The 18,616-nt window shown below is 44.3% G+C and carries 9 protein-coding genes; 4 read left to right on the top strand and 5 right to left on the bottom strand.

Annotated features, from left to right (window positions below; translation table 11 throughout):
- Window positions 1–301 precede the first annotated feature (301 nt).
- A complete protein-coding gene (locus tag DW182_RS20680; RefSeq protein ID WP_118296680.1) occupies window positions 302–1,528 on the bottom strand; it encodes a site-specific integrase in 1,227 nt (408 codons plus the stop codon).
- Window positions 1,529–1,803: 275 nt separating this feature from the next.
- On the opposite strand from DW182_RS20680, the gene DW182_RS20675 reads away from it, so the two are divergent.
- The 3 genes from DW182_RS20675 (at window position 1,804) to DW182_RS20665 (ending at window position 6,752) form a co-directional block, all read left to right on the top strand.
- Window positions 1,804–3,912: a prolyl oligopeptidase family protein gene (locus DW182_RS20675; RefSeq protein ID WP_118296683.1), complete on the top strand. Its 2,109-nt coding sequence runs from the start codon at window positions 1,804–1,806 to the stop codon at window positions 3,910–3,912.
- 166 nt (window positions 3,913–4,078) lie between these two features.
- Window positions 4,079–5,416: an NADP-specific glutamate dehydrogenase gene (gdhA, locus tag DW182_RS20670; protein WP_118296679.1), complete on the top strand. Its 1,338-nt coding sequence runs from the start codon at window positions 4,079–4,081 to the stop codon at window positions 5,414–5,416.
- 148 nt (window positions 5,417–5,564) lie between these two features.
- Window positions 5,565–6,752, top strand: coding sequence for a Xaa-Pro peptidase family protein (locus DW182_RS20665; protein ID WP_118296678.1), 1,188 nt, complete (start codon window positions 5,565–5,567; stop codon window positions 6,750–6,752).
- Between the two features lie 77 nt (window positions 6,753–6,829).
- On the opposite strand, the gene DW182_RS20660 is transcribed toward DW182_RS20665, so the two are convergent.
- From DW182_RS20660 to ruvA, 3 genes are all read right to left on the bottom strand, one after another.
- On the bottom strand, window positions 6,830–7,831 hold the full coding sequence (locus tag DW182_RS20660) for a DUF3843 family protein (protein ID WP_118296677.1): 1,002 nt from the start codon (window positions 7,829–7,831) through the stop codon (window positions 6,830–6,832).
- Window positions 7,832–7,900: 69 nt separating this feature from the next.
- Entirely contained in the window at window positions 7,901–15,364 is a 7,464-nt protein-coding gene (gene sprA, locus DW182_RS20655) for a cell surface protein SprA (protein WP_118296676.1), read from the bottom strand.
- A 60-nt stretch (window positions 15,365–15,424) separates the two neighbouring features.
- The gene (ruvA, locus tag DW182_RS20650; RefSeq protein WP_115503605.1) at window positions 15,425–16,030 is read right to left on the bottom strand and encodes a Holliday junction branch migration protein RuvA; all 606 of its coding nucleotides are present in this window, start codon (window positions 16,028–16,030) and stop codon (window positions 15,425–15,427) included.
- A gap of 240 nt (window positions 16,031–16,270) precedes the next feature.
- Here ruvA and DW182_RS20645 point away from each other — a divergent pair, with 240 nt between their 5' ends.
- Window positions 16,271–17,170 carry a diaminopimelate dehydrogenase gene (locus tag DW182_RS20645; RefSeq protein ID WP_118296675.1) on the top strand — a complete coding sequence of 300 codons (900 nt, stop codon included), beginning with the start codon at window positions 16,271–16,273 and terminating at the stop codon, window positions 17,168–17,170.
- Between the two features lie 78 nt (window positions 17,171–17,248).
- Here DW182_RS20645 and rseP read toward each other — a convergent pair whose 3' ends face one another.
- Window positions 17,249–18,583: an RIP metalloprotease RseP gene (rseP, locus tag DW182_RS20640; protein WP_118296674.1), complete on the bottom strand. Its 1,335-nt coding sequence runs from the start codon at window positions 18,581–18,583 to the stop codon at window positions 17,249–17,251.
- Window positions 18,584–18,616 lie beyond the last annotated feature (33 nt).

Here is an 18,616-nt window from a genome sequence, read left to right as displayed (position 1 = left end):
ATATTGGAATCAAGGGGGTAGGATTATTTTAGCACAAGGGGGCAGAATCGCTTAGTTTTAGGGGGCAGCTTACACTGGATTTTCCACTAGGTTTTGATTATTTTTTAAGAATATATTTATTGAATTCTATTTCATATTTATTTTGAATATCTATTCATTTCTATCTATAAATAAGTATCTATTATGTTTAAAATCAATATTTTATAGTGTTTTCTAAATGTAAGTATAAATAATTATTTTTTGTATTATGTTGTTTTATTCTTTTATTTATTATATCTTTGCGCAGTAATTTTAAGGTTTCTTACTTAGAAACGTTACAACATAAAGCCTTCAAGATTCCTTCATTCGCTTTATCTATCAGTGAATTTTCTACAGATTCCAAATATATAAGCGTGGTTTTTTCAGAAGTGTGTCCCATGCCTGCACTAATGATGGATAACGGGACGTTGTGGTTGCGTGCCACGGTTGCCCAGCTATGTCTTGCGGTATAGGAAGAGAGGCGTAGATTCTCTCCTGTCAACTTTCCCAGTTTTTTTAACTTCCGGTTATGGTAGCCCAACGCAGTTTGATATTGCCGGTATGCTTCTTCCGGATCATTGGAGGTGATGATAGGAAAAAGATAAGGACTATTGCGGACGTATGGCTCATAGTGTTTGATGATCTCCCCGATAGGAGGTTCTATGCGTACGGTGAGGCGTTGTCCTGTCTTATGGCGGACATAGCTAAGCATTCCTCCGCTGATGTTTTCTTTCTTCAGATAGGCAATATCTACGAAGGCCATTCCACGGGTACAATAGCTGAAAATAAACAAATCGCGCGAAAAGGCAAGCGGAGCAGAACGTGTCAGATCCAATTTTTGCAAACGAACCATGATATCCTCATGTACAGCACGTTTACGGGTGCGTTCCACGCCTGTATAAACGCTCTGAAAGGGATATGTCTGTTCCAGCCGCCTCGTGCTTATCACCTTATTATAGGCAGAGCGCAAAGTCCGCATATAAAAAGAACTGCTATTTCTGCTTACTTTTCGTGATCGGAGCCATTGCTCGTACTCTATGATAAGCCTTTCGTCCACTTGATTGAGGGGAATATCCACGCCTCTCAGGAAACCGGAGAAACTGTTCATTGCCCGTTGCAGGTTACGGGTATTTCCCCATTGTCCGTCATTTTTTAACTCATCGGTCAAAGCAGCCAAACAGGACAGTATGGTGTCTCCTTTTTCATTCCAAGTATGAAAGCTGGCAATGACATCCGCCAAAGTGTAGTCTTTTCCGGCTCCGTCCCATTCGCATAGAATCCGGCGGATGCACTGCAAGTCTTTCTCTATTTGACGTTGGTAGCGGGCTGACATTCCGCTGTTGTCCGCTTCATTTATAAATGTTCCTTTTTTTGCATCCCACCATTGGGAAGGTACATGCATCCGGGTGGTTATTTGTCTGCTGCTCTGCTTGTGGCATAGCTGATAATAGATACTGCCGGCTTTTCCTTCCACCGATGATTTTCTTAATTTTACTTTTACAGTTGCCATAGTTTTTTCTCAATTTATAGAAATCTATATTATGTACGACAAAAAAGAGAGTATTCTGTTCCATCTTTTTCATATCATTGTTATTTTGAGGTATCCAAAGGTCTAATTATTAATGCTTATTCAGATATAATGTATTTTTCTTAAATGGTTATCACTGTTCTTGCATGACAGGTATTTCATTTTCCCTGCATAATTATACTGCAAATCCTTGTTTATTATCAGTTGTTTTTATAATTTTACGCCTAAACTAACTTGTACACTCTTATATGTATAATATGAAAAAAGTAACTTTATTCGCAACCGGTATCATCATGATGTCATGTGCACAACAACAAAAGCTTACGTATCCTGAAACCGCGAAGGTGGATACTGTAGATGTCTATTTTGGAACAGAAGTACCCGACCCGTATCGTTGGCTGGAGAATGACACTTCCGCTGCAACTGCTGCATGGGTGGAAGCTCAGAACAAAGTAACAAACGACTATTTGTCTAAGATACCTTTCCGTGATGCTCTGCTGAAGCGACTGACGGATGTGGCTAATTATGAAAAGATTGGTACACCATTCAAGAAACACGGCAAGTATTATTTCTATAAGAATGATGGTTTGCAGAACCAGAGCGTACTGTATGTACAGGATAGCTTGGACGGTGAACCACGTGTATTCCTCGATCCTAACAAACTCTCGGACGATGGTACAGTAGCCTTATCGGGTATCTCTTTCTCGAATAATGGAAAATATACAGCATATACCATATCACGCAGTGGATCGGATTGGCGTGAAATCTATGTGATGGATACGGAAACCGGTAAACTGCTGGATGATCACATCGAATGGGCGAAGTTTACAGGGGCTGCCTGGCAAGGAGACGGATTCTATTACAGCGCTTATGACGCCCCGGTGAAAGGAAAGGAATTTTCTAACGTAAACGAGAATCATAAGATTTATTATCATAAGATGGGTACGCCGCAGTCGCAGGATCAGCTGGTTTATCAGAATCCGGCACATCCCAAGCGTTTTTATACTGCCAGTGTAAATGAGGATGAGACTGTCCTGTTCCTGTATGAGAGCGGTGACGGGCGCGGAAATGCTTTGTATATGAAAGATCTGCGTAAACCGAATGCTCCGTTTGTGACAATGGCTACGGATATGGATTATAACTATGCTCCGATGGAAGTGATAGGAGATAAGATTTATATGTTTACGAACTACGATGCACCTAAGTACCGTCTTATGATAGCAGATATCAATAAGCCTGCCCTGAAAGATTGGACCGAACTGGTTCCGGAGAGTGAGAATGTACTTTCGAATGCTGGAGTGATAGGTGGAAAACTGTTCCTGACCTATGATAAGGATGCAGCCAACCATGCTTATGTATATGGGATGGATGGTAAGGAAATACTGGAAATAGAATTGCCTTCACTTGGCTCTGTAGGTTTCACGGGAGATAAGGATGATAAAGAATGTTTCTTCGGATTTACTTCATTTACTATTCCCGGTGCTACTTATAAATATGATATGGATGCGAATACCTACGAGCTTTTCCGTGCTCCGAAGGTCGATTTCAATTCTGACGAGTTTGTGACGGAACAAGTGTTTTATCCCAGCAAAGACGGAACAAAGATACCGATGTTCCTGACTTATAAGAAAGATCTTAAGAAGGACGGCAAGAATCCCGTATTCCTTTATGGTTACGGTGGCTTCAATATCAGCCTTAATCCGGGCTTCTCTACATCACGTATTCCGTTCCTGGAAAATGGAGGTATCTATGCACAGGTTAACCTGCGTGGGGGTGGCGAGTATGGTGAAGACTGGCACATAGCAGGTACCAAGATGCAGAAGCAAAATGTATTTGATGATTTTATTTCGGCTGCCGAATATCTTATCGATAATAAATATACTAATAAAGATAAGATTGCCATAGTAGGCGGTTCCAATGGTGGTTTGCTGGTAGGAGCCTGTATGACACAACGTCCCGACCTGTTCCGTGTAGCTATTCCGCAGGTAGGAGTAATGGATATGTTGCGTTATCATAAGTTCACTATCGGCTGGAACTGGGCAAGCGATTACGGCACAAGTGCAGATAGTAAGGAAATGTTTGAGTACCTGAAAGGATACTCTCCACTGCACAATCTGAAACCCGGTACCAAGTATCCTGCAACGATGGTAACTACAGCCGATCATGATGACCGTGTGGTTCCTGCCCACTCATTCAAATTTGCAGCTACCCTGCAAGAATGTAATGACGGAACGAATCCTACGCTTATCCGTATCGATAGCAAAGCAGGACATGGTGCAGGTAAGCCCATGAGTAAGGTGCTTGAGGAACAGGCGGACATTTACGGCTTTATCATGTACAATCTGGGAATGAACCCTAAGTTTTAAATTATAATCCATAATTAATCTGACGTTTTATCATTATTTAATCAAAATATTGCTGAAAAATATAGGTAAATTCAAAAGTTTACCTATATTTGCAGTGTTATTCGCTGACATTTTGTTCGAATAACCTTAAAATCACGAAAGGATAAACCTTTTAAAACGTAATATTATGAATATCGAACGAATTATGTCCTCTTTAGAGGCAAAGCATCCCGGCGAGTCTGAATATCTTCAAGCCGTAAAGGAAGTACTTCTTTCCATCGAAGATATCTATAACCAGCATCCAGAGTTCGAGAAAGCTAAAATCATAGAACGCTTGGTTGAACCCGACCGTATCTTTACGTTCCGTGTTACTTGGGTGGACGACAAAGGTGATGTACAAACCAACCTTGGCTATCGTGTGCAATTCAACAATGCCATTGGCCCGTACAAAGGCGGCATTCGTTTCCATGCATCTGTAAACCTTTCTATCCTGAAATTCTTAGGATTCGAACAGACGTTTAAAAATGCACTGACTACTCTGCCTATGGGTGGTGGTAAAGGTGGTTCCGACTTCTCTCCACGTGGTAAGAGCGATGGTGAAATAATGAGATTCTGCCAGGCTTTCATGTTGGAACTGTGGCGTCATCTTGGTCCGGATATGGATGTGCCGGCCGGTGATATCGGTGTAGGTGGCCGTGAAGTGGGCTATATGTTCGGTATGTATAAGAAGCTGACGCGTGAATTTACCGGTACATTTACCGGAAAGGGTTTGGAATTCGGCGGTTCTCTGATTCGTCCTGAGGCTACAGGTTTCGGTGGATTGTACTTCGTGAACCAGATGTTAGAAACTAAAGGCATTGATATCAAAGGTAAGACCGTTGCTATTTCCGGTTTCGGAAATGTGGCTTGGGGAGCTGCTACCAAAGCAACTGAGTTGGGTGCAAAAGTAGTTACTATCTCCGGACCGGACGGATACATCTATGATCCGAATGGTATCAGTGGTGAAAAGATAGATTATATGCTTGAACTCCGTGCATCGGGCAACGATATCGTGGCTCCGTATGCAGACGAATTCCCCGGTTCTACATTTGTTGCCGGCAAGCGTCCTTGGGAAGTGAAAGCTGATATTGCATTGCCTTGTGCTACGCAAAATGAACTGAATGGTGAGGATGCCCGTCAGTTGATTGAAAATAAAGTGATGTGTGTAGGAGAAATTTCAAATATGGGCTGTACGCCGGAAGCTATCGACTTGTTCATTGAACATAAGGTGATGTATGCTCCGGGTAAGGCTGTCAATGCCGGCGGTGTTGCTACTTCCGGATTGGAGATGTCACAGAATGCAATGCACCTCAGTTGGTGTGCTGCCGAAGTGGACGAGAAACTGCACGCTATTATGCACGGCATTCATGCACAATGCGTAAAATATGGGACAGAACCTGACGGTTACATCAACTACGTGAAGGGTGCCAATATTGCAGGCTTCATGAAGGTGGCTCACGCTATGATGGGTCAGGGAATTATTTAAAGGAAAACTTTGTTTAGTTGTATTTGTATTTGTGGTTTGTGCTGCCCCTGCCTGCGAAGGTGTAGGGCAGTACTTTTTTTCATTCTTCATTCTTCATTCTTCATTTTTTAGTCTACCTTTGCATCTCAAAATTATAAATAACAAAGAGATGTTACAACCTGAATTGAAACTGAGACGCGATAAAATACGCGTCTTGATGGCTCAACAAGAGATTGATGCCGCTCTTATCACTTGCAATGTAAATTTAATCTATACGTATGGACGTGTTGTCAGTGGTTATCTTTATTTACCTCTGAATGCCCCGGCACGTTTGTTTATCAAACGCCCTAATAATATTGAGGGGGAACATATTTATCCTATCCGTAAGCCGGAGCAGTTGACTGATTTGTTGAAAGAGTGCGGGTTACCTTTGCCCACAAAGTTAATGTTGGAGGGAGATGAATTGTCGTATACTGAATATACCCGTCTGGCAGCTTGCTTTCCGGAAACGACGGTTGTGAATGGTACACCTATTATTCGTAAGGCACGCAGTATAAAGACGGATATTGAGATTGAGATGTTCCGCCGGTCGGGTGCTGCTCACGCGAAAGCATACGAGCGGATTCCTTCTGTTTATCAACCGGAAATGACAGACCGCCAGTTGTCTATTGAGATAGAACGTCTGATGCGCTTGGAAGGTTGCCTGGGTATTTTCCGGACTTTTGGACAGAGTATGGAGATATTTATGGGAAGTCTGTTGGCTGGTGATAATGCTACTGCTCCTGCACCTTATGATTTTGCTTTAGGAGGTGAAGGACTTGATCCGTCTATACCTATCGGTGCAAATGGTGCAATGTTGCAACCCGGACAGAGTCTCATGGTGGATATGGGTGGAAACTTCAATGGATATATGGGTGATATGAGCCGTGTGTTCTCTATTGGTAAATTGCCGGAGAGAGCTTATGCTGCTCATCAAACTTGTCTGGAAATACAGGAAGCCGTAACAGAAAAGGCAAAACCAGGGGCTGTGTGCGAAGATCTTTATAATACAGCTATCGATATGGTTACTAAAGCCGGGTTTGCTGATTACTTTATGGGAGCCGGACAGAAAGCGAAATTTATAGGTCATGGTATTGGTCTGGAAATTAATGAAGCCCCTGTACTTGCTCCGCGTATGAAACAGGAGTTGGAGCCGGGCATGGTATTTGCGCTTGAACCGAAAATCGTATTACCGGGTATTGGTCCGTTGGGCATCGAAAATTCTTGGGCAGTAACAACGGACGGGGTAGAGAAATTGACGCTGTGCAAGGAAGAAATAGTGGAATTGGGAGAGGGTGATAAGGTGATGATAGAGTAATAAGGTGATAGAGTGATAAGATGTGGAAACTGTGTTATCACCCTACCACCTTATCACTCTATCACCCTACCACCTCTTTAAATCCCCTCGTAATATTCACACAAGAAGTAACGTGCAATGAAGTCCCAATTATCATGCAATACTTCTTTTCCACCGGGAAAAGGAAGTTGCAGATCAGGGAACAGTCCTTTAGCCATACCATATTTTACAAGATCAAAGGGACAAGCTCCCGGATAAGTGAATAATTTGAATCCTCTATCAGCAGCATTTGCTGCATTGTATGTTGGATTATGCGGATCGCAGAAACAATAGGAAACATTTGGGGCAATCAGCATACCTTTGGCGTTGGCATAGATTACGAAGTTCCTTTCATTCTTTAATTCGGGTAATAAGCTTTCATTTTTATTTTCCCATTTCAGTTCTTCTATAAAGAATTTACATAGCTCGTCATATACGGAGAAGTACAATAGTGGTTCTCCTTTACTGTATGCCAGACAATTTTCTACATCTTTCTTGAGTTGCATTCCCGGTTTAATTTCGGGTAATGGCACTTGAGGCATTTCTAATAAATCCAATCCCATCACCCAAATAGGAGAAGAAGGTTCATCACAAATAGGTGCTTCTTCGAATGAAGCATCCATTAGATCATACGCTTCCCGGCTGAGTGCCAATAAATCGGGGTCATGAGGGTTTTGGACGATAACCTCGTCTTCCTCAAAAATGGCATATCGGGAGAAGAGTGTCCATTGTATAAATGACAGGTCCTCTACGTTGATTTCATCGGGAGTATATGCATCTGTCAGTGTATAGAAAGGTAGATAAGATTTATACAGTCCGTAGTATGCATTTGAAAACTCTTTCCAGCCACCTGATTGGGCTATGCTGTCTTGGAAGTAGAGAGCTAATGAAATGGCAGCATCTACTCTTTCCGTTTCAGATTTTTTACAGTATAATGGAGATTGATCGATCAAAAGAAGTAGTTGATTGGCGAAGTGCAAATACCAGGTGTCGGTCGGAACTTGTTTACTGCGTTCGTTAGCTGCTAACCAACGCTTCATGTAAATTCTTGATTGTTTCATGTTGTTTTACTTTATATTGGACAAAGATAGGGCTTTCCCTTGAACTTGTGCTCCTGCCGTCGGATATATTTACCGAGTCAGTGAGAATTTCATACTGAAACCGAAGTCTGCACTGACAACGGGGTACGAACTGGAAGATATCAGTGGGGTATTTTGCTGGCGATCGTAGTAGAGACGTAAAGTTAGGAGGCGACTTAGGGTGTAGTCTGCAGAACAGGATATTTTAAGGGCTTTGTTCCCATTGGTAGCCTGGGCAAATCCTTGTTGGATATCACGGCAAAGGGCCGACTGGTTACGGAATGATATATCGGTGCGAAGAGCAAGATCATGGCTGACACGATTTTTACTGTCCTTTACATTGCGGCGGCTGAATAAGTTAAAGTTGACAATCTTGTATCCCAAACCGATTACAAAGTCACGTGAGGCTGTTTCTACCAGTTGGCAGGCGCTCATACTAAGATTCAGAATACGACTGGTTTTATATTCTACCTTGGCGGTAAGTCCATTTTTGAGAGTAGCATCCATGCCAATGAGGGGAGAGAATTGCTCGTTGATGGATACCATGCTGATATCGAAACGGGATGAAGGAATGGGATTTCCCGTTTGTACATCTTCTACAAAGCCAAGATCGCCCATATAGCTCATGAAACTTTGGAAAGTATTGTAGCTGCCGACACTATATGTACTCCGGTAAGCGTGATTCAGATTGACGCTGCGGAAATTCTTTTTGAACCAGGCTATCTTGGTGAGTCCAGTATAGGTAATGCGCCAGTTCGGCATCATGGAGAATAGGCTGGGGAAGAAGTCGAGGGCCGAGTTCCGGGCATTCCTTCCGGTATAGGCGGCAAGGAAAGCAGGTATCATTACGTCTGGTGAATGTTTGCTGATAGTACCGTTGGCTGGATCGAATGTCTTACCGGCAAAGGTGCTGCCTTGTGGGTATTGTGCGCCAATGAACTGAGTTTCCACACGATCCCGGATAACATCGAGGTTGCGACGGAAGCGTTCGAAAGTACCGGAACGGTAGCCATCTCCGGCACTGTGTCGTTCGAAAGAACTTCCGATAGAAATGATGCTCATAGAGAAATTGCCACTGCGGGTATCCGGCATGCCTGCGAACATATATTGCATTTCGCGACTGCGGTTACGGGTACGATTTGCAGTGAGGTCTATTTTGAGATCACGTATCGGTTCCAGAGAAATACGTAGTTGTAAGTCTTCCAGTGCATTACTGCTGGCCGGACTGACAATGGAGTCGTTACAAACAAGCCAATCGTTTTGTAGGGCACGGTCAATGTAGCCATCTCCGGTAAGACCAAAAGCAAAGTCTATTCCCGGAGCAAGGAAGCCACCATGTTTTTTTTGTCCGAACATGTCACCGACTTCAGGACGGAAGCCGGGAAGGGTCATGGCGTATGTATTCTTGTACGTAAAGCTGAAATTGCGCACGCTCATAGCGAAGCGGGCGGTATGTTGCCCGAATTTATACCACCAGCCATCTTCCGGATTGGGTCCGGGAATGATCGTAAGTTTAATGCGTGCCGTATCTTTTGTATCGATACGGAGGGAATTGGCACTTAGGACCTTATAATTTACAGGATAACGACGCCCGTTTACTGTAAGTGCACTGACTTTGGGACGACGGGAGTTCATATTGTGCTGTATCGTGAGGGTGGTATCTGTACGTAGTTGTATTTCTTTATCGTAGCGACGTGGCTTCTGTTCTTTGGGGGATGTCGGTTTACGATACGAGGCAGAGAAGCGACGGTTTACTTGTTTCAGATAGGGGATCTTGTTATATAACGCTTCAAGGTTGAAACGGGAATTTACATCGATGCTTCGTTGGTTGTTGACAGTATTTCCCATTTCTATGCCTTCGGATAAGGACACGCCACGATCCCAGTTATAGGAAGAAGCAAAGCGGAGATCTGCACTGATCCAGTCAGTGGCGGGGAATTTATCAAATGGGAGTTTATAGGTGGCATTGAATGTCTGCTGGAAGTCGATGGGGCGGCCGAGTGAGAGCAGGCTACGGCGGACAGTATCCTTCCAGGCTGTGTATTCGTCAGGATAAAGGTCTTTATTCACTACACCGTAGGGTTCTACAATTTCAGCGTGGGTAGCAGAGGTGAAATTGAAGCGTAGGTTTTTCGTCAGGTCCCAGCGTAGGGCAAAGTCACGGTTCCAGAGAAATTCTTTGGCTACAGAGATTGGAATACTTTCGATACTGATATCTCCATTGCCCACAGATGCTCCGGAGGTCAATGCTTCCAGGTCACGAAGTTGCAGTTCGTAGTAATGGCGCGTCATATCGGTATTGAATGATATACTTTGAGGTAGCCAGTTCAGGTTGAATTCCTTAATAAAACGCATCCAGGGAGACTTGTTCTCCATGCTTTTGAAAGGTTCCCATGGACGGTATATGGGAGCGTAGTTATAAGTCATAGCAGCACGCCAGTCTGTTTCATTTTCATAGGCGGTAGTACTGCCTTGATTATGACGTAGGGAACGGGAGTAGCTGAAAGTAAAGTTTCCCGGATCGTATGGCATGGGATTCTTACTGGTGATACCCAGCCGTGCATTGCTGAGGCTGAAATTACGGTAAGTAGTAATTTCGCGGGCTATATTCATCAGTGAGTCGCGTTCCCAATCGGTGGTGCAGGCATCAAGTGCATCATCCAGCAACATATCTTTGTCCAGCGGATTATACTTGGGCGTAGTGGCTTCTTTGGAGTAGGAGAAATAAATGGGCGCAGTCAGTTTGGCTTTCTTGGGAAAGAAGCGTCCAAGGTCGAATGTAGTAGTGAAGCTGTATTGATAGTAGTCATCCAGACGGCGTTCACTGACACTTTGTTCCAATCCGCCGAAACCGGCTGTTTCCATGTGTCCGGCCAGATTGATGCTACCTATATCAGAGAGTTGCACATTGAGATTGCCCTGTGCAGCCCAACCTCCTTCTTCATTGAATTCGGTGAGACGCAGTTCGTTTACCCAGACTTCTGCCGACTTGACAGTACGAGAATTATTGCGAACTCCGATCATTAAGGTCTTTACTTCTGCCAACGAAGGATTACCAATTACACTTATTTTGTTAGCAGGCTTATCCGGATCGTATTCAGAATAGACTTTGGCATAGGTTACACCACTATTTGAAATATTCTTCAGGCGATTGCGTGCTTTTTTTGCATTGGTCAGCACACTGAGGTCGATATCCAGATTATTTGACTTAGGCCAGACGGCAAGGCAACCGGCAGCAGTGCTTCCATTATACTCTCCGTGGGGAGTGAGTGTGAGTGGAATTTCGTATTCATAATAATTGCTACGATAGTCTGAACCGAGGCGGATAAATACGGAGAGCTCACCGTCCTGTGGGTCAGTACTGAGATCGGGTAAGGCTTCGGCATGGGCAAACATTTGCAGGCGTTTGTACTGTCTCATATCCATACCGGTGTTTTTGTAGACGGCACGGGCATCACCGGGAGCCAACTTTTCCAACTTCAAGCTCATGGCTTGTTCATTCTGTTGACGGAGTTGCGGTTGTCCGGGATCGATGACGCGGGAAATACCCGGAGGCATTACATAGTTTACCGGAGTGCGGTCACCATTTTCTTCGATGTTGACGGCAGATACATCCAATGTAGCGGAACTGGTGGTAGAAGCACCTTGTTGCGTATTGTTTAGTGCGTCGGTATAGGTACGCCATTCGCCGCGTACTAATTCAAGTGTGGCAAAACGCAGCACGATAGGTTTCTCAAATCCGGTCAGGAACATACGCATGAAGCGGATGGATTTAAAATCTTTAATGCTTCCCACCGCCTCACCACTACGTACAGGTACTTTGAACTGATACCAGGTTACTTCTTCTGTTTGTCCGTTGCGCAGGCGGACGCTGGCGGTTCGTTTATCCGTGATGTAATTCTGCCCTACTTTCAGGTCGGCAGGTGTCAGATTGATGCGATATTGGAAATACTTCTCTGTCTCGTTTAGTGTATTGTCCTGATTGATATCCTCTACATCGGGCACGGTTTTTGAGGATATATCGTATCGCTCCGGAGAGTCTTCATTGGCTGTGGAGTTGCCTTCGGTATTGTTATAGTATTTATAACGCTCCAGGATACTACGCTCTTCACGGTCATAGTCGGAGCCACGGAAATAGTGATAATTGTCGCCTGCCGGATCGTTGTAGAATTTCTCGTAAGTGGAGGCATCCACTTTGCCTTGTATGTCTGTCAGATATTTCTGATAAGTGGAGAAGGTGCGTTCGTCTTCAGTAGAGAGCCCGTTCAGTCCGACATCTTGTCTACGGCGTGCACCGGCTGCATTATCAAAGGCATATACCACACTGCGGTCGCGGGGAACACGTCCCCAAACAGTTTCTTCGGTCTTTGTGGCATCTCCATCAATGGGCAGACCGTTTTCAAAGAACTTCTTGCCATCTTTGAGGATGTCTTCGGATACTTCGCCTAGGTTGATGTAGAGAGTGCCTTTGGAAGAGCTTGCTCGTGTTGCTTTTTCCGAGCCTGTTCGTGTTGTTCCTCCCTCAATGCTACCTTCTTCGTAGATAAATGGGTCGAGCAACCAAAACGTGACGTATTCAATGTTTGCCGCTTCAAAATCACTGGTATCCAGTTTACGCATCATGCCTCCCCAGCGATTCTCCGGATTTTGCAGAGTACCGTCGGAATTCAGGTCTGTATCCAGATTGTACGGCCCTCGTTCCTGTGGATAATAGGCCAGGTTCAGCACGTTCATGGAGGCCGATTCCTGATAGGGAGTTTCTTTATTCGGAAACAGTTCCTGCTCATAGACTTCACGTACATAGTGGTTGCTGAGCTGATTGAGGTCGTTTTTGATGTGTGTAGGTGTCAATGAAGAGTTACGGCGGGTGAAAAGTCCGTCAATATGGTACCACGCCAGCAGTGCCCGGTTCTTTCCGTAATTGATATCATTGCTGTGAGTTGCTTCGGGAAAGAGGGGAGAGGGAGTGCTTGCCAGCATCCAGTATGAGGGTTGGCGAAGGTCGATACCATTTTGTGTACTTTCGAAATCGTCGATGTACGAAGCGTTTTGTTGCAGTCCTTTGGCATGTCCCGGAATGAGGTGGGCGAATTCCACACCAAGATTGATGCTGCTGGGGGCGGTTGCTGTGACAAAAGGTAACTTATCTATCATATTTGTCAGCCACTGGCTCTCTTTTTTCCATGAAGCATTCACTCCCCACAATGTATTGGAGAGAGGTTCGTCACCCATTGCCACTTTGCTCGTCAGCGGTTTCTCGCTGAGGTGCATGATGCTTCCTCCGAAAGAGAAGTTCTGTGAGAAATCGTAGGTGAAGTTTAGGCCCATCATCGTTTTGCGTTGCATGCTGTAGAGCGTATTACTTTCCAGATTTACGCTGATGGCTGTGCCGGCGTCAATGATGCTTTGGTTGAGAATGGTAACTACTCCCAATGTGTAATCTACTGTATAGTCCGAGTTTTCTACCAGTGTCATGCCGCCTGCCGTCACCCGTACTGAGCCTTGTGGAATATTCATAGCTCCTAACCGTATTTCATTGGCATTGGAGGCACGGTATTCACCTGTTAGCCGAAATTTATTCTTCTCAGCTGTTTGTTGCGCTACGGTGCGGGTGGAGTCGTACAGTTCCTGAAACACATATTTGTCCGCCAGTGCATCATTTCCGATGGCTTTGCGCAGGTGGCTGCCGAAAGGTTCTACTACAGGAAAGTAAATACGTCCGTCCGATGCTGTCACCGTATATCCTTCGACAAAGTCGAAGAAACCGTCCGCACCTGTTTGGCTCTGGCTATTAAGGCGGTCGAGGTTCATGACACGCAACAGGGGTGTTTTGGCAATCTTTCCTTCCGGGATATAGCGTAGATATACGCCTGTTGTATCGCTTTGGTAAGTGATATTCAACTGGAATTTCTCTTTTTGCACGGAGTAGGCATTGAGACTGTAGACGTTCTTCATCATCAGATCCCAGCAGGCTGCGTCCGGGGAGTTTGCCGTGTTCTTCAGTAATTTTACGAACAAACTTTGCCCGGTTTCCTTGATGTCAGAAGAAAACTCACCTACCTGATAACTTCGTCCACCGAGTGTGTATTCAAAAGCGACTGCCAGTACTTCGTCCGGTTGAAGGGTTTGCTTCAGTGAGATGTAACCGAGTTTGCTGTTCAGTGTGTATTCTGAGGAAGTGAGCAGACGGGCACTTTCTATTTTTTCGTAATCCATGCCGGGTTCGGATCCGGGGATTGTACTCATGACATTGCTTACCTGGCTGATATCGCGTGCGGCTGCATAACTGCTAATCATTTTCGCATAGAGGTTATTGGCGCTATTGGCGGGAGCGTTGACGTTTGAACTGGGGTTGGTCGGGTTACCCACTCCGCTCCAGGCGGTAGTGTTGCCTATGTGAAAGGCTTCTCCAAGATCAGTTAGTGCTACGATGTTTCGCGGATTATCATAGTTGTTTCGTTTATTGGTTACCCATACTTCGATCCGGTTAATTGTAACTCCCGAAAGGATATTCGGAAGCTGTGCCAAGTTTTTGTCATAAGTATCCCGGAAATAATGTGCTAGAAAAAAGTGACGATTTTCTTCGTAATTATCTGCGGAGAAGTCGAACGTAGTGGTTTGTGCACCACCGCGGCTGGTCACTGTTTTGGCTTCACTCTCTTGCTGACTGATAACAGCTTGTAGCTTTAGTTTGCCGAATTGCAGGTCTGTACGAATTCCGAACAGTGCGGATGCTCCGCGTATCAGTGAGTTATTGGTGGACATGCTCACATTACCGGCTTCAATCAGTTTGATGATCTCATCTTCTTTTCCCTCATATTTCAGTTTCAGTCGTTTGGTGTCAAAATCAAAGGTAGCATCGGTGTTGTAGTTCATGTTCATATTCACCTTGTCACCTACTTTTCCATTGACGTTGATATTGATTTTCTCGTCAAAGTCAAAACCGAGTGTTTTGCGTTGACTTTCCGGAAGTGAGGGGTTCTTCACATTTTTGTACGTCATGCCAAAGCTGAGTTCTGCATTACCTTGTGTACGTATCTGTACCCCACCGGGACCAAACAATTTCTCTGCCGGACCAAGGTTGAACTTCATATCCATAAAGTCGAAAGCCTCTTTTCCTTTGCCGATTTGTTCTCCGTTCTTTTGGCGGTAATAAGATTGCATGGATTGTTTCAATGTCCAGTCCAGATATTCTTCGGGAGTTAGTACCATCGGTACATCGATTTCGGTATTCCCTAATTTTGTGCGTATGTAGTACCTGTCTGTTTTTGCATCATATTCTGCTTCGGTTCGTAAGTTCATGGGGGATTGCAGGTCGGCAGGGTGGGGAGAAAGGTCTTTTAGTGTACCCGGCACGGTCTTGCGAACGGAATATCGCGGAGCTATTGTATCCTGTACATTTTCCGCTTTTTGTGTACTCTCCCCATTTACATTCTGTCCCATAACGACAAAGCTGCCAGGCATGAGCCATAGCAGCAATAACCAAATGATGTGTCGTATACGAGGAGACTTCATGTGTGTTTAATTGAATAAGTTGCTCGTAGCTTGTCACTTAATTTAGCGCATAGTGCTAAATTAGAGTCTTTTTAGCGCCAGCTTAATAACTTGTTCCACTGGCGCATCTGGCTCTTCTTTCAATATTGCCAAAACTACCTTTTGTGATGGTGCCTGTGCAAATCCCAACATTGTCAATGCTGCAATAGCCTCTTCCTGCACCTGTGCATTAGCAGCAGATAGCATTCCGCCGAGACTTCCTATCGTACTTCCTGCGCTTGCAGTACCTGTCTTGATTTTATCTTTCAAATCCACAATCACCCGTTGGGCTGTTTTTAATCCGATACCTTTCACTGTCTTCAGTAAATTGGCATTTTCAGTACTGATAACATTCACCAGTTCTGCCGGTGAAAGTGCCGAAAGTATCATTCGTGCAGTATTACCGCCAATGCCCGAAACGGAAATCAACAACAAGAATAATTCACGCTCTTGTTTATCTGCAAAGCCGTAGAGGACATATGCATCCTCACGTATAGCCTCGTAGATATATAGTTTGCACTCTTTTTTGCCTTGGATGGCAGCATACGTATTTAATGAAATATTAACGGCATATCCCAATCCGTTACAGTCGATAACTGCGGTTGCCGGGCTGAGCTCGGCAAGTCCGCCTCTAATGTATTCTATCATAATACTTACTATAACGCGCGCGAGCGAAGAATATTGTGTGAAAGAGTTACAAGTTACAAGCTACAAGCTCCTTTCGGTATAATAGCGCAGCCACTCGTAGCTTGTAGCTCGTAACTCTTTTATCTTGTTAATAAAGAAAAAACTCTGTGGAACACTGAATCGTTTTGTGGTTAATTTGAATGAAAATGATTACTTTTGTGCCGATAAAATAGAAAACTGATAAATAATATCAATAAAAGAATGAAAAAAGTAAGAGCAGCCATTGTTGGCTATGGCAATATCGGGCAATACGTGCTCGAAGCGTTGCAAGCGGCTCCCGACTTTGAAATTGCCGGTGTAGTACGCCGAGCTGGAGCTGAAAATCGTCCCGCAGAACTGAGTGAATACCCTGTTGTAAAGAATATCAAGGAATTGGAAGGCGTTGATGTTGCAATTCTTTGTACACCAACCCGCAGTGTAGAGACTTATGCCAAAGAAATCCTTGCACTTGGCATCAATACGGTTGACAGCTTCGATATTCATACCGGTATTGTAAATTTGCGTCGTACACTGTCTGCTTCTGCAAAAGAGCATAATGCAGTTTCTATTATTTCTGCAGGTTGGGATCCGGGAAGCGATTCTATTGTACGTACCCTGTTGGAAGCGATTGCTCCGAAAGGAATTACTTATACAAACTTTGGTCCGGGAATGAGTATGGGGCATACAGTTGCTGTAAAAGCTATTGATGGTGTAAAGGCTGCTCTCTCCATGACTATTCCTACCGGAACAGGTATTCACCGCCGTATGGTTTATATCGAATTGAAAGACGGTTATGAGTTTGACAAAGTAGCTGCTGCCATCAAGGCCGACGCTTATTTTGTGAATGATGAAACACATGTGAAACAAGTTCCCAGCGTAGACGCTTTGCTTGACATGGGACATGGTGTAAACCTCACTCGTAAAGGTGTTTCCGGTAAAACTCAGAATCAATTGTTTGAGTTCAATATGCGCATTAATAATCCTGCACTTACTGCTCAGGTATTGGTTTGTGTAGCTCGCGCTTCCATGCGTCAACAGCCAGGTTGTTACACTATGGTAGAGGTTCCGGTTATTGATCTTCTGCCGGGAGATCGTGAAGAGTGGATCGGACACTTAGTGTAAGAAAATACGATTATATAGAAAAGGATGGCCAAGGTAATATTGGTCATCCTTTTTTATTGAGGTAAATCTAAAGTTCTCTTAGAACAGAAACCGTAGAATATCATTAAAGTTTGCCCAAAGCAGCAATCCGAATAGCAGGAACATACCCACCATTTGCGCACGCTCCATAAATTTATCACTTGGTTTGCGACGAGCCACAATCTCATAAATAAGGAATAGTACATGTCCGCCATCCAGTGCCGGAATAGGCAAAATATTCATGAAGGCGAGGATAATAGAAAGGAATGCTGTCATGTACCAGAACTGATGCCAATCCCATGTAGCAGGGAAGATGCTTCCGATAGTTCCGAAGCCACCCAATTGCTTGGCACCTTCTTTAGAGAAGAGATATTTCATCTGTCCTACATAGCCTTTCAGCGTTTGTACTCCCAATGCTGCACCGGCGGGGAAAGAGGCCAGAAAACTATATTCTTTCCTTACGACCGGCAGTAACTGATTGGTTGCCGTACGTACCACTACACCTATCTCATAGATTGAATCTGTTGCAAAAGTCACGGTATCTATCACTCCGGCACGTGCATAAGTCAATGTGATATCATGAGAAGCTGAATCCGTTTTCTGGCGGCGTAACATCTCTTCTTTGAAATCGAAATAAGAAATATTCTTTCCGTCCAATTGCATAATACTGTCACCCGCTTGCAGGCCGGCAAGGGCAGCAGGACGGTTGGCACAAATACTATCAATAACATATGGATAGCGGAATGAGGCAAAACGTACACTGTCAGCCAGCAGACGCTCCATGAAATTCTCAGGAATATAAACGGATACCTCTTGCCCATCACGGCGTACTGTTACTTGGCGGGCATCGACAACGCTTGTCAGCATGTCACCACCGTAACGTTCAAAGGGTACACCATCAGCAGATATCAGTACGTCACCGTCACGGAAACCGATAGCTTTTGCCGTTTCGTTGAATTCCATACCCAACGGAGCTTTTTGTACCGGTACGTATTCATCTCCCCAAGTAAAAAGTATCATAGAATAGATGAATAATGCCAATATGAAATTGAACAATACACCACCTATCATGATTAACAACCGTTGCCATGCCGGTTTGGCCCGGAACTCCCACGGTTGCATTGGCTGTTGCATTTGTTCAGTATCCATAGACTCGTCTATCATACCTGATATCTTTACGTAACCACCTAACGGCAGCCAACCAATACCATATTCCGTATCACTATTTTTCGGCTTGAACTTGAACAGGGTAAACCAAGGGTCGAAGAACAAACAAAACTTTTCTACCCGTGTCTTGAAGAGACGAGCGAAGAGGAAGTGCCCTCCCTCATGAACGATAACGAGCAACGAAAGGCTCATAATGAGTTGCAGGGCACGAATCAAAAATGTTTCCATCTAATAATTTTTCTATTTTACTATTTACAATTT

This window comes from Bacteroides sp. AM16-24, assembly GCF_003471885.1.
In the GTDB taxonomy this organism is placed as follows: Bacteria; Bacteroidota; Bacteroidia; order Bacteroidales; family Bacteroidaceae; genus Bacteroides.
This window is presented reverse-complemented; position numbering and strand designations above follow the sequence as displayed.

Excerpts from the sequence above, each read along its gene's own strand:
- DW182_RS20665 (WP_118296678.1), top strand. The coding sequence starts at position 5,565 with ATGTTACAACCTGAATTGAAACTGAGACGCGATAAAATACGCGTCTTG.
- sprA (WP_118296676.1), bottom strand. The coding sequence starts at position 15,364 with ATGAAGTCTCCTCGTATACGACACATCATTTGGTTATTGCTGCTATGG.
- DW182_RS20645 (WP_118296675.1), top strand. The coding sequence starts at position 16,271 with ATGAAAAAAGTAAGAGCAGCCATTGTTGGCTATGGCAATATCGGGCAA.
- gdhA (WP_118296679.1), top strand. The coding sequence starts at position 4,079 with ATGAATATCGAACGAATTATGTCCTCTTTAGAGGCAAAGCATCCCGGC.
- DW182_RS20675 (WP_118296683.1), top strand. The coding sequence starts at position 1,804 with ATGAAAAAAGTAACTTTATTCGCAACCGGTATCATCATGATGTCATGT.
- DW182_RS20680 (WP_118296680.1), bottom strand. The coding sequence starts at position 1,528 with ATGGCAACTGTAAAAGTAAAATTAAGAAAATCATCGGTGGAAGGAAAA.
- rseP (WP_118296674.1), bottom strand. The coding sequence starts at position 18,583 with ATGGAAACATTTTTGATTCGTGCCCTGCAACTCATTATGAGCCTTTCG.
- ruvA (WP_115503605.1), bottom strand. The coding sequence starts at position 16,030 with ATGATAGAATACATTAGAGGCGGACTTGCCGAGCTCAGCCCGGCAACC.
- DW182_RS20660 (WP_118296677.1), bottom strand. The coding sequence starts at position 7,831 with ATGAAACAATCAAGAATTTACATGAAGCGTTGGTTAGCAGCTAACGAA.